Source organism: Kosakonia sp. S42 (genome assembly GCF_016624785.1).
In the GTDB taxonomy this organism is placed as follows: domain Bacteria; phylum Pseudomonadota; class Gammaproteobacteria; order Enterobacterales; family Enterobacteriaceae; genus Kosakonia; species Kosakonia cowanii.
Genome location: NZ_JACVTW010000001.1, coordinates 499,788 through 514,933 on the forward strand (window position 1 = coordinate 499,788; position 15,146 = coordinate 514,933).

Below are 15,146 nucleotides of genomic sequence, written 5' to 3' on the forward strand. Positions count from 1 at the left end.
GCGAGAAAACTTATCTAAGCGGCTGTTATATCTTTGAAATCTCATTTTGCATGTGCTCTTTCGTGTGGCGCACCACTGCAAATTAAGGAAATGAAATGCCTGTAATTACGCTTCCTGATGGCAGTCAACGCCATTATGACCACGCCGTAAGTCCCCTGGATGTCGCGCTTGATATTGGCCCTGGCCTGGCGAAAGCTTGCATTGCCGGGCGCGTCAACGGTGAACTGGTCGATGCTTCAGATATCATCGACAGTGATGCAAACCTTGCTATCATCACCGCAAAAGATGAGGAAGGGCTGGAGATTATCCGCCACTCCTGTGCGCATCTGTTGGGCCATGCGATCAAGCAACTATGGCCGCACACCAAAATGGCGATTGGTCCGGTTATCGACAACGGTTTCTATTATGACGTTGATCTCGACCACACCCTGACTCAGGAAGATATCGACGCGCTCGAAAAACGTATGCACGAGCTCGCCGAATCCAACTATGACGTTATCAAGAAGAAAGTGAGCTGGCAGGAAGCGCGTGAAACGTTTGTCGCACGCGGTGAAAACTACAAAGTCTCCATTCTTGATGAAAATATTGCCCATGATGATAAGCCTGGCTTGTATCATCATGAAGAATACGTCGATATGTGCCGTGGTCCGCACGTACCGAATATGCGTTTCTGCCACCATTTCAAACTGATGAAAACGGCGGGCGCTTACTGGCGTGGCGACAGCAACAACAAGATGCTGCAGCGCATTTACGGTACCGCATGGGCAGATAAAAAAGCGCTTAACGCCTATCTGCTGCGTCTGGAAGAAGCAGCAAAACGCGACCACCGTAAAATCGGCAAGCAGCTTGACCTGTACCATATGCAGGAAGAAGCGCCGGGTATGGTATTCTGGCACAACGATGGCTGGACCATTTTCCGTGAACTGGAAACGTTTGTACGCTCTAAGCTGAAAGCGTACCAGTACCAGGAAGTTAAAGGCCCGTTTATGATGGACCGTGTGCTGTGGGAAAAAACCGGCCACTGGGACAACTATAAAGATGCTATGTTTACGACCTCTTCGGAGAATCGTGAATACTGCATCAAACCGATGAACTGCCCGGGACATGTGCAGATTTTCAACCAGGGGTTGAAATCCTACCGCGACCTGCCGCTGCGTATGGCGGAGTTCGGTAGCTGCCACCGTAATGAACCTTCGGGCGCGTTGCACGGTCTGATGCGTGTGCGCGGCTTTACGCAAGATGATGCGCACATCTTCTGTACGGAAGAGCAGGTTCGCGATGAAGTGAACGCCTGCATCCGTATGGTCTACGATATGTACAGCACGTTTGGCTTCGAAAAGATCGTTGTCAAACTCTCCACCCGTCCCGAGAAACGTATCGGTAGTGACGAGATGTGGGATCGTGCTGAGGCGGATCTGGCAGTTGCGCTGGAAGAGAACAATATCCCATTTGAATATCAGCTGGGTGAAGGCGCATTCTACGGTCCGAAAATTGAATTTACCCTGTATGACTGCCTCGATCGTGCATGGCAGTGCGGAACGGTACAGCTGGACTTCTCCCTGCCGGCTCGTCTGAACGCCTCTTATGTGGGCGAAAGCAACGAGCGTCAGGTTCCAGTTATGATTCATCGCGCAATTCTTGGGTCACTGGAGCGCTTTATCGGCATCCTGACTGAAGAGTTCGCAGGCTTCTTCCCAACCTGGCTTGCGCCGGTGCAGGTAGTGGTCATGAACATCACTGATTCACAGTCTGAATATGTCAACGAATTGACCGAGAAACTGCAAAATGCAGGCATTCGTGTAAAAGCAGACTTGAGAAACGAGAAGATAGGCTTTAAAATCCGCGAGCACACTTTACGTCGTGTCCCTTATATGCTTGTTTGTGGTGACAAAGAGGTTGAAGCCGGCAAAGTTGCTGTGCGTACCCGTCGCGGTAAAGACCTGGGTAGCCTTGACGTAAATGAAGTTATCGAGAAGCTGCAACAAGAGATTCGCAGCCGCAGTCTTAAACAACTGGAGGAATAAGGTATTAAAGGCGGAAAACGAGTTCAAACGGCGCGTCCCAATCGTATTAATGGCGAGATCCGCGCCCTGGAAGTTCGCTTAACTGGTCTGGAAGGCGAGCAGCTTGGTATTGTGAGTCTGCGAGAAGCTCTGGAAAAAGCTGAAGAAGCCGGGGTTGATTTAGTTGAAATTAGCCCTAACGCCGAGCCGCCCGTTTGCCGTATAATGGACTACGGCAAGTTCCTCTATGAAAAGAGCAAATCTTCTAAGGAACAGAAGAAGAAGCAAAAAGTTATTCAGGTCAAGGAAATCAAATTCCGACCTGGTACAGATGAAGGCGACTATCAGGTAAAACTCCGCAGCCTGATTCGCTTTCTTGAAGAGGGCGATAAGGCCAAGATCACACTGCGTTTCCGCGGTCGTGAGATGGCCCACCAACAGATCGGTATGGAAGTGCTTAACCGCGTGAAAGAAGATCTGGTCGAACTGGCAGTTGTCGAATCCTTCCCTACGAAGATCGAAGGCCGCCAGATGATTATGGTGCTTGCTCCTAAGAAGAAACAGTAAGGCCATCAAGTAATTAAACCTGTGGGCCTCGTGCTCGCGGGTTTAGTTCGCCTTTGTTTCGTTTATTAACAATGCGAAGTGGAAATTGAAAAATGCCAAAGATCAAAACCGTACGCGGTGCTGCTAAGCGCTTCAAAAAAACCGGTAAAGGTGGTTTTAAGCACAAGCATGCTAACCTGCGTCATATTCTGACCAAAAAAGCTACCAAGCGTAAACGTCACCTGCGTCCGAAAGCCATGGTTTCTAAAGGCGATCTGGGCCTGGTCATCGCGTGCCTGCCGTACGCATAAGTCGTTAACCTTTTAACTTTTTAATTAGAATATACAGGAGAGCATATGGCTCGCGTAAAACGTGGTGTGATTGCACGTGCACGTCATAAGAAAATTTTGAAACAAGCTAAAGGCTACTACGGCGCGCGTTCACGCGTTTACCGTGTTGCCTTCCAGGCTGTTATCAAAGCTGGTCAGTACGCTTATCGTGACCGTCGTCAGAAAAAGCGTCAGTTCCGTCAGCTGTGGATTGCACGTATCAACGCAGCAGCACGTCAGAACGGTATTTCTTACAGCAAATTCATCAACGGCCTGAAAAAAGCCTCTGTTGAAATTGACCGTAAGATCCTGGCTGACATCGCCGTATTCGACAAAGTGGCATTCTCTGCCCTGGTTGAAAAAGCGAAAGCAGCTCTGGCGTAAGCCAGTTTAAGAGAGGGAGCCTGGCTCCCTCTTTTGCTTTAACAGTATCAATACATTGACTTTTTGCCGTGATGCGTTTTCAATAGCCCATCGTCGCCACGTAGCCGATTAAGGTAATGCAAGCATGAATGCTGCTATTTTCCGCTTCTTTTTTTACTTTAGCACCTGAATCCAGGGGGCTTGCGCGTGAAAGAAGAAACGGAAAACAGCGCCAGAAAGCCTCCCTTGTGGAGGCTTTTTTTGTATCTGCCGCGTGTAAATATCGTCATATAACGAGGAAAACCATGTCACATCTCGCAGAGCTGGTTGCCAGTGCGAAGGCAGCCATTAACGATGCCTCAGATGTCGCCGCGCTGGACAACGTACGCGTCGAATATTTGGGTAAGAAAGGGCATCTGACCCTTCAGATGACCACCCTGCGTGAGCTGCCGCCAGAAGAGCGCCCGGCTGCCGGAGCGGTAATCAACGAAGCGAAAGAGCAGGTTCAGCAAGCGCTGAACGCGCGCAAAAACGATCTCGAAAGCGCTGCGCTGAATGCCCGCCTCGCTGCTGAGACCATCGATGTCTCCCTGCCGGGCCGTCGTATTGAAAATGGCGGTCTGCACCCGGTGACCCGTACCATCGATCGTATCGAGAGCTTCTTTGGCGAGCTGGGCTTTACCGTCGCCACCGGGCCGGAGATCGAAGACGATTACCATAACTTTGACGCGCTGAACATTCCGGGCCACCATCCGGCACGTGCCGATCACGACACCTTCTGGTTCGACGCCACGCGTCTGCTGCGTACGCAGACCTCAGGTGTGCAGATCCGCACCATGGAGCATCAGCAGCCGCCGATCCGCATTATTGCTCCGGGCCGCGTCTACCGTAACGACTACGATCAGACCCACACCCCGATGTTCCATCAAATGGAAGGGCTGATCGTTGATAAAAACATTAGCTTTACCAACCTGAAAGGGACGCTGCACGACTTCCTGCGTAACTTCTTTGAAGAGGATCTGCAAATCCGCTTCCGTCCCTCCTACTTCCCGTTCACCGAACCCTCCGCCGAAGTGGATGTGATGGGTAAAAACGGTAAATGGCTGGAAGTGCTGGGCTGTGGCATGGTCCACCCGAATGTGCTGCGTAACGTTGGCATCGACCCGGAAATCTACTCCGGCTTCGCGTTTGGCATGGGGATGGAGCGCCTCACCATGCTGCGCTACGGTGTGACAGATCTGCGCGCATTCTTCGAAAACGATTTGCGTTTCCTCAAACAGTTTAAATAAGGGCAGGCGAAACAATGAAATTCAGTGAACTGTGGTTACGCGAATGGGTGAACCCAGCGGTTGATAGCGAAGCGCTCTCCGGGCAGATCACCATGGCCGGCCTGGAAGTGGACGGCGTTGAACCGGTCGCCGGTGCGTTTCATGGTGTAGTGGTTGGCGAAGTGATGGAGTGCGCTCAGCACCCGAACGCCGACAAACTGCGAGTAACAAAAGTGAACGTGGGCGGCGATCGCCTGCTGGATATCGTCTGCGGCGCGCCAAACTGCCGTCTCGGTCTGAAAGTGGCCGTTGCGACCGTCGGCGCGGTACTGCCGGGCGATTTCAAAATCAAAGCGGCGAAACTGCGCGGCGAACCCTCTGAAGGGATGCTCTGCTCCTTCTCCGAACTCGGTATTTCCGACGATCACAACGGCATCATTGAACTGCCGGCAGATGCGCCGATTGGCACCGATATTCGTGAATACCTGAAGCTTGACGACAACACTATCGAAATCAGCGTCACGCCAAACCGCGCCGACTGCCTGGGCATTATCGGTGTTGCTCGCGACGTTGCAGTGTTGAATAAATCCCCGCTGAACGAGCCAGAAATCGCACCGGTTGCCGCCACCATTAACGATACGCTGCCGATCGTTGTGGAAGCGCAAGAGGCCTGTCCGCGCTACCTGGGCCGCCTGGTCAAAGGTATCAACGTCAGCGCGCCGACGCCGCTGTGGATGAAAGAGAAGCTGCGTCGCTGCGGCATTCGTTCAATCGATGCGGTAGTCGATGTCACCAACTACGTTCTGCTTGAGCTCGGCCAGCCGATGCACGCTTTCGACAGCGATCGCCTGGAAGGCGGCATCGTGGTGCGTATGGCGAAAGAGGGCGAAACGCTGGTGCTGCTCGACGGCAACGAAGCGAAGCTGAGCACAGACACGCTGGTCATTGCTGACCAGAAAAATGCGCTGGCAATGGGCGGTATCTTCGGCGGGGAACACTCCGGTGTAAACAGCGAAACGAAAAACGTTCTGCTGGAGTGTGCTTTCTTCAACCCGCTCTCCATTACCGGTCGTGCGCGTCGTCACGGTCTGCACACTGATGCTTCTCACCGCTACGAGCGCGGCGTCGATCCGCAGTTGCAGTATAAAGCGATGGAGCGCGCCACGCGCCTGTTGCTGGATATTTGCGGCGGTGAAGCGGGCCCGGTCATTGACGTGACTAATGAAGCCTCTCTGCCGAAACGCGCCACCATCCGTCTGCGTCGCAGCAAGCTGGACCGCCTGATTGGTCATCACATTGCCGATGAGCAGGTGAGCGATATTCTGACCCGCCTTGGCTGCGAAGTCACCGCAGGCCAGGATGAGTGGCTGGCGGTCGCGCCGAGCTGGCGTTTCGATATGGAGATCGAAGAGGACCTGGTGGAAGAGGTTGCCCGTGTTTACGGTTACAACAATATTCCTGACGAGCCAGTACAGGCCGGGCTGATCATGGGCGAACATCGCGAAGCCAACTTGTCCCTTAAGCGAGTGAAAACTATGCTTAACGACAAAGGCTACCAGGAAGTGATCACCTACAGCTTCGTTGATCCGAAACTGCAGCAGTTGATCCACCCGGGCGAAGAAGCGCTGGTGCTGCCAAGCCCGATCTCCAGCGAAATGTCGGTGATGCGCCTCTCACTGTGGACTGGTCTGCTGGGCACCATTGTCTATAACCAGAACCGTCAGCAGAGCCGTGTGCGTATTTTCGAAACCGGTCTGCGTTTTGTGCCGGATACCCAGGCGAACCTCGGCATCCGTCAGGATGTGATGCTGGCGGGTGCTATCTGCGGTAACCGTTATGAAGAGCACTGGGACCTCGCGAAAAACAGCGTTGATTTCTTCGATCTGAAAGGCGATCTGGAGTCTGTGCTGGAGCTGACCGGCAAAACAGGCGCTATCGAGTTCCGCGCTGAGACCAATCCGGCGCTGCATCCGGGTCAATCTGCCGCGATTTATCTGAAAGATAAGCGCATTGGCTTTATCGGCGTGGTGCATCCGGAGCTGGAGCGTAAGCTTGATCTGAATGGCCGCACGCTGGTGTTTGAACTGGAGTGGAATGCCCTTGCAGACCGCGCCGTGCCTCAGGCTCAGGAGATTTCTCGCTTCCCGGCGAACCGCCGCGACATCGCTGTTGTGGTCAATGAAAATGTACCCGCAGCAGATGTTTTGGCTGAATGTAAGAAAGTTGGCGCAAATCAGGTAGTTGGCGTAAACTTGTTTGACGTGTACCGCGGTAAGGGCGTCGTGGAAGGGTCGAAAAGCCTTGCCATCAGTCTGATCCTTCAGGATACCGGCCGTACACTCGAAGAAGAGGAGATTGCCGCTACCGTTGCCAGATGTGTAGAGGCATTAAAAGAGCGATTCCAGGCATCATTGAGGGATTGAACCTATGGCGCTTACAAAAGCTGAAATGTCAGAATATCTGTTTGATAAGCTCGGGCTTAGCAAACGGGATGCAAAAGAGCTGGTAGAGCTGTTTTTCGAAGAGATCCGTCGTGCTCTGGAAAATGGTGAGCAGGTCAAACTCTCCGGCTTCGGCAACTTTGATTTGCGTGACAAGAATCAACGTCCGGGTCGTAATCCAAAAACCGGCGAAGATATTCCCATTACAGCACGGCGCGTGGTGACCTTCAGACCCGGCCAGAAGTTAAAGAGCCGCGTCGAAAACGCTTCGCCCAAAGCTGAATGATTTTGCATTAACCAAAAAGGCCGCCTCGCGGCCTTTTTTCTTTTCAGCATCCGCTATCCCTCTTAGAATCAGTCACCTGGCTGATGAGTAAACGTGAAACCATGCTGGCATACGCCCATCTTCAACAGCAACGCAACCGCCGCTGGCTCGGCGCGCTGGCGCTGCTGTTACTGCTTGCGCTCACCTTAAGTCTTTGCGCAGGCGAGCAGTGGATAGCCCCCAATCGCTGGTTCACTCCTGAGGGTGAGCTTTTTGTCTGGCAGATACGCTTACCGCGCACTCTTGCCGTGCTGCTGGTGGGTGCTGCGCTGGCGCTGTGTGGTGCCACCATGCAGGCGCTGTTTGAAAATCCTTTGGCAGAGCCAGGCCTGCTTGGCGTATCGAGCGGCGCGGGCGTAGGCCTTGTTGCGGCAGTGTTTCTCTGCGGCGGGATGTTGCCCGACTGGGCGCTCGGTCTCTGCGCCATTGCCGGCGCATTAATGGTTACGCTTATCCTGCTGCGCTTTGCGCGCCGCCATCTTTCCACCAGCCGCTTACTGCTGGCTGGTGTCGCACTCGGCATTATCTGTACCGCCTTAATGACCTGGGCGGTCTACTTCTCTACCTCGCTCGATTTACGCCAGTTGATGTACTGGATGATGGGCGGCTTCAGCGGCGTCGACTGGCAGCAGGGCTGGCTGATGGCAGCACTTCTGCCGGTGATGGTGTGGATCTGCCTGCAATCCACGGCGCTGAACGTGTTAGCGCTGGGGGAAATCTCCGCCCGCCAGCTCGGGCTGCCGCTCTGGTTATGGCGTAATCTGCTGGTGGCGGCCACCGGCTGGATGGTAGGCGTCAGCGTGGCGATTGCCGGGGCTATTGGCTTTATCGGGCTTGTGATCCCGCATATTTTGCGCTTATGTGGCTTAAGCGATCATCGCGTTCTGCTTCCGGGCTGCGCGCTGGCGGGCGCGGTTGCGTTGCTGTTTGCGGATATTGTCTCGCGCCTCGCGCTTAGCGCCGCAGAGCTGCCGATTGGCGTTGTAACATCAACACTAGGTGCGCCGGTGTTTATCTGGCTATTATTGAGGGTCGGGCGCTAAGCCCGGCAACCATCACATTCATTAAGGGGATGTTATGCAACAGAATATTCTGGATACCGAAGTTACCACTATTGATGGCGAAAAGATCTCGCTCAGCGCCTGGCGCGGCAAGGTGCTTTTAGTGGTTAACGTCGCGTCAAAATGTGGCCTGACGCCGCAGTACGAGCAGCTGGAAAACCTGCAGAAAGCGTGGGAAGGGGAAGGCTTTAGCGTGCTGGGCTTCCCGTGCAACCAGTTTCTTGGCCAGGAGCCGGGCTCGGAAGAGGAGATCAAAACCTTCTGTAGCACCACCTATGGCGTCACCTTTCCGCTGTTCAGCAAGATCGACGTCAATGGCGACGCGCGTCATCCTCTGTATGAAAAATTGATTGCTGCCGCACCAACAGCGCTTGCCCCGGCAGACAGCGAATTTTATGAGCGCATGGTCAGCAAAGGCCGCGCACCGCAGGCACCGGGCGATATTTTGTGGAACTTCGAAAAATTCCTGATTGGCCGCGACGGCCAGGTGATTCAGCGTTTTTCACCCGATATGACGCCGGAGGATCCGCTGCTGGTCAACGCCATTAAGCAGGCCGTCTCGAAGTAATGTCGATGCTGATGCAGCTGCAGCAGGTTGCTGAGCCAGGCAGGCTGGCACCGATAAGCGTGTCGCTGCCCCCCGGGCAGATCGTGCATCTTGTCGGGCCGAACGGGGCAGGGAAGAGCACGTTGCTCGCACGTATCGCCGGGCTTTCCGGCGGGCCGGGTAAGATAACTTTTGGCGGCCAACCCCTTGAGCAGTGGTCGGCGACGGCGCTGGCACGGCATCGCGCCTACCTGGCCCAACAGCAGAGTGCACCGTTTGCCATACCCGTGTGGCACTACCTGTCGCTGCATCAGCCTGATAAAAGCCAGCACGCCCTGCTGACCCATATTGCCGGTCAGCTTGGCCTGCAGGATAAGCTGGCGCGGGCAACCAACCAGCTCTCCGGCGGCGAATGGCAGCGGGTGCGGCTGGCGGCGGTGATTTTGCAGATCCATCCGCAGGGCAACGATCGCGGGCAGCTGTTGCTGCTCGATGAACCGATGAACAGCCTTGATGTGGCACAACAGGCGGCGCTGGATGGGGTAATTGGCGAGCTGGTCAGCGCTGGTATTTCGGTAGTGATGAGCAGCCACGATCTGAATCATACCCTGCGACAGGCCCACCAGGTATGGCTATTGCGTGAGGGAGAGTTGCTGGTAAGCGGCACCAAAGCGGAGGTAATGACACCTGCGCATCTGGCTGACGCCTACGGCATGGCTTTCCAGCAGGTTGAGGTGGAAGGCCACCGAATGCTGATCCCGACCGTGTGACGCAATGGAGACTTGCCACGACTCGCGCTCCCACTGTAGATTAATCCGATAAAAAGAGATAACGAGGCGTATTGCAGAATGCGTATCTGGTTTTTACTGGCGGCAGCGCTTTTCCTTGCAGGATGTAGTTCTCATCGCGCCCCCCCGCCTAACCCACGGCTGTCGGACTCGATTACGGTGATCGCCAACCTGAACGATCAACTGAGCGAATGGCGCGGCACGCCCTATCGCTATGGCGGAATGGCGCGTTCAGGCGTCGACTGCTCGGGCTTTGTGATGATGACCTTCCGCGACAAATTCGCGCTGCAGTTGCCGCGTGAAACGCGTCAACAGGCGAAGCTTGGCACCGAGATAGATAAAGAGGATCTGCTGCCAGGCGATCTGGTGTTTTTCAAAACCGGCTCTGGCGAGAGCGGGCTTCATGTCGGCATCTACGACACTGATAACGCCTTTATTCACGCCTCAACCAGCCGGGGCGTGATGCGCTCTTCGCTGGATAATGTCTACTGGCGCAAAAATTTCTGGCAGGCGCGACGTATCTGACGCGGCATCGACAGACAGAGAAAAAAGGGAGCGCGCGTAATGCAGGCCTCCCTTTTTTTGTTTGCGGCAGCGGAACATTTTCATATAAACCAGGACGTTTCCACTAATTCATTTTTTAAAGTTTAATTATGCTTGTTCGCAACTCACCGCCAGGGGGCAGGAGAATGCGGGAGCCAACGAATAACAACGGAGGGGAGGGTAGAAAAATAGAACGGGAAAAAAATGAAGCCAATCTCATTAAAATCAGTAAATATGGAATATTGTCAAACAGCTTTGTTGAAGCCGGATTTCACCCATAATGCGGGGCTGGCAAAATGATAGTTTCACTCGATTACAGCTATCGCTCTGAGCTTTTATTACTCCCGGCAAGAAACGGTAACGGAGTGCTTCAGGGTGTCGAAATTATCGTTAACTTTGTTGGAAAGGACAGCACCGTCCGCGCCCCGACAGAGCTGGTTTTGCCGCGCCTGACGAATGCAGAAAAAGTGACGCTGTTTACTGAGCAACTGGCGCTAATTGAAGCCTGCCAGCTCTTTTTAATTCAGCATCACCTTACCGCCTGGATTAATATTTCTCCGGAAATAACCGAGCAATTACTGACGGATGACACGCTGGCGGCGCAGGTAAGAAAATTCCCGTGCCTTGAATTAGCCATCAATGAGAATTATCCAGATCTCAATAGCGGAAAAGAGAACAAAACTCTGTCTCTTTTGGCGAAACAATATCCGCTGGTGCTGTGGAATTTTGGCGTTGGCGCTGCGTCAACCAGAGCGGTATTTGACGGGTTGTTTAAACGGGTCATGCTGGATAAAAACTTTATTCACCAACGTTTATCTACGCTTGCCTTCGAACCCTTTATGCGCGCCATCATTTCGCAGGTTGAACCCTATTGCGATGCGGTGATGATTGCCGGCATTGATGATGAGCCGTCGCTGAAGCGCGCAAGGGCGTTTCAGTTCAGCGCCATGCAAGGCGCACTCTGGCCTGCGGTTACCGCCGCGCAGCTGACGTCACTGATCCATCCATAGCCCTTGTGTTGCCCGGTGTTTAAACACCGCGTTAGGCACTACACTAAAAGGCTGGAGGATCTATGACCCTGACTTTTACTACTCGCTGGCGTGATGAACTGCCAGATTACTACACCGCGTTAATGCCCACTCCGCTCAGCAACGCACGCCTTATCTGGCGTAATGCTCCGCTGGCTGAAACCCTCGGCATACCCGAGGCGCTCTTTCACCCTGAATCCGGCGCTGGCGTCTGGGGCGGCGAAACGTTGCTGCCCGGCATGTCGCCGCTGGCGCAGGTCTATAGCGGGCATCAGTTCGGTGTCTGGGCCGGGCAACTGGGCGACGGGCGCGGCATTCTGCTCGGCGAACAGCAGCTGGCGGATGGCTCAACCCGCGACTGGCACCTGAAAGGTGCCGGGCTGACGCCATACTCGCGCATGGGCGATGGCCGCGCGGTGCTGCGTTCGACCATTCGTGAAAGCCTTGCCTCAGAAGCGATGCACTATCTCGGCATTCCCACCACTCGTGCGTTAAGCATTGTCACCAGCGACACGCCGGTGATGCGCGAGACCCGCGAGCAGGGGGCGATGCTGATGCGCATCGCGGAAAGCCATGTCCGTTTCGGCCATTTCGAACACTTCTACTATCGTCGTCAGCCTGAGAAAGTACGCGAGCTGGCCGATTTTGTCATTCGCCATCACTGGCCGCATCTGCAGGAGGAGCCTGACCACTACGTCGCCTGGTTCCGCGATGTGGTCCGGCGTACTGCCGTGATGATTGCCCGCTGGCAGGCGGTCGGTTTTGCCCACGGCGTGATGAACACCGACAATATGTCGATCCTCGGTTTGACGATGGATTACGGGCCGTATGGTTTTCTCGACGACTACAACCCGGCGTTTATCTGCAACCACTCTGACTACCAGGGGCGCTACAGTTTTGAAAATCAGCCGGTGGTGGCGCAGTGGAATCTGCAACGCCTGGCGCAGTCCCTCTCGCCGTTTATTGCCGTCGATGCCCTGAATGGGGCGCTGGATGAGTATCAGACCGCGCTGCTGACGGAGTATGGCAGCCTGATGCGCAGCAAGCTCGGCCTGTTTGTGCCGCAAGAGGGGGATAACGAGATCCTCAACACGCTGTTTGCGTTGATGGCGCGGGAAGGGAGTGACTACACGCGGACCTTCCGCATGTTAAGCCATACCGAGCAGCAGAGTGCGGACTCGCCGCTGCGCGATGAGTTTATCGATCGCGGTGCGTTTGATAACTGGTTCGCCACCTATCGCCAGCGCCTCCAGCAGGAGGGGATTGACGATGCGCAACGGCAGCAGCAGATGCAGAGCGTTAACCCGGCGGTGGTGTTGCGCAACTGGCTGGCGCAGCGCGCCATCGATGCGGCGGAGCAGGGCGACATGGCAGAGCTGGAAAGGCTGCATGAGATCCTGCGCCAGCCCTTTAGCGATCGCAGCGATGATTATGCCCGCCGTCCGCCGGACTGGGGCAAACGGCTGGAAGTAAGCTGCTCGAGCTAGTTTATTTGGTGAGGATCAGCTTGCCGGCGTGGGTTTCGCGCAGCAAATAGCGCTGCCCGTTATGCTCAATCACAACACGGCGCTGTTCGCCGAGCAGCGCCTGGCTGGTGATATGCCGATCGTCGGCCTGAATCTGATCCGGTTTTTCGTGCGGGCTGGTGGGCGTGGCGGGGCTATCCATAGGCAAAGTCGCGCTTAACGGTAAATCAACAATGAGAATTATTATCGATAAACAGCGCGGTGAGGCAAGTGCGTTTCAGGGAGATCGCGCCGATCCCCCTAAAATCTGTAGGTAACCTCTGCCTGGTTCGCAGATGAGCCTGGATCAACCGCGCGTGGCGACGGCGGCGGCCAGTTTTTCCAGCAGCAGCACGCTGTCATCCCAGCCAAGGCACGGATCGGTGATCGACTGACCATAGATCAGCGGCTGCCCGGCAACGATTTTTTGCGTTCCCTCTTTCAGGAAACTCTCCGCCATCACACCGGCAATGGCCGTTGAACCATTGCGAATTTGCGCACAGATCTCATCACACACCTCAAGCTGGCGGCGATGCTGTTTCTGACAGTTGCCATGGCTGAAGTCGACCACCAGTTGCTCCGGCAGATCAAACTCGCGCAGCGTGTCGCAGGCATTGGCGATATCCTGCGGGTAAAAGTTTGGCTGCTTACCGCCGCGCATAATGATATGGCCCCACGGGTTCCCGCTGGTCTGGTAGACGGTCATCTGACCATCTTTGTCCGGTGACAGGAACATATGGCTGGCGCGAGAGGCGCGGATCGCATCCACGGCAATACGGGTATTGCCATCGGTGCCGTTCTTAAAGCCCACCGGGCAGGAGAGCGCCGAGGCCATTTCGCGGTGGATCTGGCTTTCGGTGGTGCGCGCGCCGATGGCGCCCCAGCTAATCAGATCGGCGATAAACTGGCCGGTCACCATATCAAGGAACTCGGTGGCGGTCGGCACACCCAGTTCGTTGACCTGCAACAGCAGCCTGCGCGCCAGTTCGATACCGTGATTCACGCGATAGCTGCCGTTCAAATCGGGATCGGAGATCAACCCCTTCCAGCCGACCACCGTGCGCGGTTTTTCAAAATAGGTGCGCATCACAATCTCTAACTGCGCCTCGTGCTGCGTGCGCAGAGCTTGCAGGCGGCGGGCATACTCCATCGCCGCATCCAGATCGTGAATAGAGCAGGGGCCGATAACCACCAGCAGGCGGCGATCTTCACCGTTAAGGATTTTTTCTATACGTCTCCGTGAGGCCGTCACATGGGCGGCGACCTCCGGGCTGACAGGATAGCGCTGTGCCAGCGCCGCAGGCGTCACCAGGCTATCAATACGCGCGGTGCGAAGTTCATCTGTTTTGTTCATTAACGATCTCGAAATTAGGGGCTTCAGCGGCAAAAGTGCCGGAAGTGATGCGCTCACCATAAACCAATCGCGGCTGAAAACAAGCCTGCTACGGGGCGCAACACATCAGTGGGAAGGATGATAGCGCAGAATGCATTCATGTACTAGCTTATTAGTACATGCGGCGGCTTAATCCCATCATATCGAGCATCTTGGTGGCAATCTCCTCAACGGAGTAGTTGGTGCTGTTAAGGCAGGGGATTTGATGGCGGCGGTAAAGCGCTTCCACTTCGGCCACTTCCATACGGCACTGGCGTAACGACGCATAGCGGCTGTTCTCGCGGCGCTCTTCGCGGATGGCGGCAAGGCGCTCAGGATTAATGGTCAGACCAAAGAGTTTATGCTGCAACGGCTTCAGCGCGGCAGGCAGGCCGAGGTTATCCATATCATCCGCAATAAAGGGGTAGTTCGCGGCGCGAATACCGAACTGCATCGCCAGATAGAGGCTGGTGGGTGTTTTACCGCAGCGGGAGACGCCGAGCAAAATCACCTGTGCCTGGTCGAGGTTGCGCAACGAAATACCATCATCGTGCGCCAGTGTGTAATCAATGGCGGCGATACGCGCGTCATACTTGGTCAAATTTCCCGGCGTCAGGCCATGGGTACGATGGGCAATCGGCGTCGGATCGAGTTTTAATTCCTGCTGCAGCGGCGCCACCAGCGCCTGCACGATATCCTGACAGAACCCCTCGCATTGCAAAATAATGGCGCGGATTTCCGGCAACACAATCGAGTAGAAGACCAGCGGGCGATTGCCGGTCTGCTGATAGAGCGCATCTATCTGCTCCTTGACCGCGCGGGCGCGGCTCTCGGTTTCCACGAAGGGCAGGATGATACTGCTGACGGCAACCGGAAATTGCGACATCACCGCATGGCCTAATACTTCAGCGGTGATAGCGGTTCCATCGGAAATATAAAACACGTGACGATCGACTGCGTTGTCCATTAATCCCATCCTGAGTGTGATGCGCAATTATCTGAAAGCTTAAATTAAAAAGCCTGCCAC

The 15,146-nt window shown here is 55.0% G+C and carries 17 protein-coding genes and 1 other annotated feature; of the genes, 14 read left to right on the forward strand and 3 right to left on the reverse strand.

From position 1 onward, the window contains the following. Positions 1-95 precede the first annotated feature (95 nt). From thrS to selO, 14 genes are all read left to right on the forward strand, one after another. Entirely contained in the window at positions 96-2,024 is a 1,929-nt protein-coding gene (thrS, locus tag IAE50_RS02370) for a threonine--tRNA ligase (protein WP_094420089.1), read from the forward strand. Between the two features lie 3 nt (positions 2,025-2,027). Next, entirely contained in the window at positions 2,028-2,570 is a 543-nt protein-coding gene (infC, locus tag IAE50_RS02375) for a translation initiation factor IF-3 (protein ID WP_071789579.1), read from the forward strand. Positions 2,571-2,662: 92 nt separating this feature from the next. After that, a complete protein-coding gene (gene rpmI, locus IAE50_RS02380) occupies positions 2,663-2,860 on the forward strand; it encodes a 50S ribosomal protein L35 (RefSeq protein ID WP_001124225.1) in 198 nt (65 codons plus the stop codon). A gap of 45 nt (positions 2,861-2,905) precedes the next feature. Continuing rightward, a complete protein-coding gene (gene rplT / locus IAE50_RS02385) occupies positions 2,906-3,262 on the forward strand; it encodes a 50S ribosomal protein L20 (protein ID WP_007374646.1) in 357 nt (118 codons plus the stop codon). Between the two features lie 119 nt (positions 3,263-3,381). After that, positions 3,382-3,506: a sequence feature (Phe leader region), on the forward strand. Next, the gene (pheM, locus tag IAE50_RS02390) at positions 3,387-3,431 is read left to right on the forward strand and encodes a pheST operon leader peptide PheM (protein WP_001386830.1); all 45 of its coding nucleotides are present in this window, start codon (positions 3,387-3,389) and stop codon (positions 3,429-3,431) included. (Overlaps the previous feature by 45 nt.) 40 nt (positions 3,507-3,546) lie before the next feature. Then, positions 3,547-4,530 carry a phenylalanine--tRNA ligase subunit alpha gene (gene pheS / locus IAE50_RS02395; protein WP_023481633.1) on the forward strand — a complete coding sequence of 328 codons (984 nt, stop codon included), beginning with the start codon at positions 3,547-3,549 and terminating at the stop codon, positions 4,528-4,530. A 14-nt stretch (positions 4,531-4,544) separates the two neighbouring features. After that, positions 4,545-6,932, forward strand: coding sequence for a phenylalanine--tRNA ligase subunit beta (gene pheT / locus IAE50_RS02400; protein WP_200133134.1), 2,388 nt, complete (start codon positions 4,545-4,547; stop codon positions 6,930-6,932). A gap of 4 nt (positions 6,933-6,936) precedes the next feature. Further along, positions 6,937-7,236, forward strand: coding sequence for an integration host factor subunit alpha (gene ihfA / locus IAE50_RS02405; RefSeq protein WP_006820203.1), 300 nt, complete (start codon positions 6,937-6,939; stop codon positions 7,234-7,236). A gap of 101 nt (positions 7,237-7,337) precedes the next feature. Further along, positions 7,338-8,318 carry a vitamin B12 ABC transporter permease BtuC gene (gene btuC / locus IAE50_RS02410; protein ID WP_200579572.1) on the forward strand — a complete coding sequence of 327 codons (981 nt, stop codon included), beginning with the start codon at positions 7,338-7,340 and terminating at the stop codon, positions 8,316-8,318. 34 nt (positions 8,319-8,352) lie between these two features. Further along, on the forward strand, positions 8,353-8,904 hold the full coding sequence (locus tag IAE50_RS02415; protein WP_094420087.1) for a glutathione peroxidase: 552 nt from the start codon (positions 8,353-8,355) through the stop codon (positions 8,902-8,904). Next, positions 8,904-9,653: a vitamin B12 ABC transporter ATP-binding protein BtuD gene (gene btuD, locus IAE50_RS02420; RefSeq protein WP_042715842.1), complete on the forward strand. Its 750-nt coding sequence runs from the start codon at positions 8,904-8,906 to the stop codon at positions 9,651-9,653. Before IAE50_RS02415 ends, btuD begins: the two co-directional genes overlap by 1 nt. Positions 9,654-9,731: 78 nt before the next feature. Then, entirely contained in the window at positions 9,732-10,196 is a 465-nt protein-coding gene (locus IAE50_RS02425) for a C40 family peptidase (RefSeq protein ID WP_042715841.1), read from the forward strand. Positions 10,197-10,510: 314 nt separating this feature from the next. Next, the gene (locus tag IAE50_RS02430; RefSeq protein ID WP_094420086.1) at positions 10,511-11,224 is read left to right on the forward strand and encodes an EAL domain-containing protein; all 714 of its coding nucleotides are present in this window, start codon (positions 10,511-10,513) and stop codon (positions 11,222-11,224) included. 62 nt (positions 11,225-11,286) lie between these two features. Further along, positions 11,287-12,729 (forward strand): protein adenylyltransferase SelO, encoded by a 1,443-nt coding sequence (gene selO, locus IAE50_RS02435; RefSeq protein WP_200133133.1) that lies wholly within the window; start codon positions 11,287-11,289, stop codon positions 12,727-12,729. A gap of 1 nt (position 12,730) precedes the next feature. Here selO and hemP read toward each other — a convergent pair whose 3' ends face one another. From hemP to IAE50_RS02450, 3 genes are all read right to left on the reverse strand, one after another. Next, positions 12,731-12,910: a hemin uptake protein HemP gene (hemP, locus tag IAE50_RS02440; RefSeq protein WP_124968482.1), complete on the reverse strand. Its 180-nt coding sequence runs from the start codon at positions 12,908-12,910 to the stop codon at positions 12,731-12,733. 144 nt (positions 12,911-13,054) lie between these two features. Further along, on the reverse strand, positions 13,055-14,101 hold the full coding sequence (gene aroH, locus IAE50_RS02445) for a 3-deoxy-7-phosphoheptulonate synthase AroH (RefSeq protein WP_076769756.1): 1,047 nt from the start codon (positions 14,099-14,101) through the stop codon (positions 13,055-13,057). Between the two features lie 151 nt (positions 14,102-14,252). Continuing rightward, positions 14,253-15,086, reverse strand: coding sequence for a pyruvate, water dikinase regulatory protein (locus IAE50_RS02450; protein ID WP_200579465.1), 834 nt, complete (start codon positions 15,084-15,086; stop codon positions 14,253-14,255). Positions 15,087-15,146: the final 60 nt, after the last annotated feature.

Bases quoted from the DNA above. Each gene is read 5' to 3' on its own strand.
- IAE50_RS02425 (WP_042715841.1), top strand. From the start codon at position 9,732: ATGCGTATCTGGTTTTTACTGGCGGCAGCGCTTTTCCTTGCAGGATGT.
- btuC (WP_200579572.1), top strand. From the start codon at position 7,338: ATGCTGGCATACGCCCATCTTCAACAGCAACGCAACCGCCGCTGGCTC.
- IAE50_RS02450 (WP_200579465.1), bottom strand. From the start codon at position 15,086: ATGGACAACGCAGTCGATCGTCACGTGTTTTATATTTCCGATGGAACC.
- selO (WP_200133133.1), top strand. From the start codon at position 11,287: ATGACCCTGACTTTTACTACTCGCTGGCGTGATGAACTGCCAGATTAC.
- ihfA (WP_006820203.1), top strand. From the start codon at position 6,937: ATGGCGCTTACAAAAGCTGAAATGTCAGAATATCTGTTTGATAAGCTC.
- aroH (WP_076769756.1), bottom strand. From the start codon at position 14,101: ATGAACAAAACAGATGAACTTCGCACCGCGCGTATTGATAGCCTGGTG.
- pheT (WP_200133134.1), top strand. From the start codon at position 4,545: ATGAAATTCAGTGAACTGTGGTTACGCGAATGGGTGAACCCAGCGGTT.
- rplT (WP_007374646.1), top strand. From the start codon at position 2,906: ATGGCTCGCGTAAAACGTGGTGTGATTGCACGTGCACGTCATAAGAAA.
- thrS (WP_094420089.1), top strand. From the start codon at position 96: ATGCCTGTAATTACGCTTCCTGATGGCAGTCAACGCCATTATGACCAC.
- IAE50_RS02415 (WP_094420087.1), top strand. From the start codon at position 8,353: ATGCAACAGAATATTCTGGATACCGAAGTTACCACTATTGATGGCGAA.
- rpmI (WP_001124225.1), top strand. From the start codon at position 2,663: ATGCCAAAGATCAAAACCGTACGCGGTGCTGCTAAGCGCTTCAAAAAA.
- hemP (WP_124968482.1), bottom strand. From the start codon at position 12,910: ATGGATAGCCCCGCCACGCCCACCAGCCCGCACGAAAAACCGGATCAG.
- IAE50_RS02430 (WP_094420086.1), top strand. From the start codon at position 10,511: ATGATAGTTTCACTCGATTACAGCTATCGCTCTGAGCTTTTATTACTC.
- btuD (WP_042715842.1), top strand. From the start codon at position 8,904: ATGTCGATGCTGATGCAGCTGCAGCAGGTTGCTGAGCCAGGCAGGCTG.
- pheS (WP_023481633.1), top strand. From the start codon at position 3,547: ATGTCACATCTCGCAGAGCTGGTTGCCAGTGCGAAGGCAGCCATTAAC.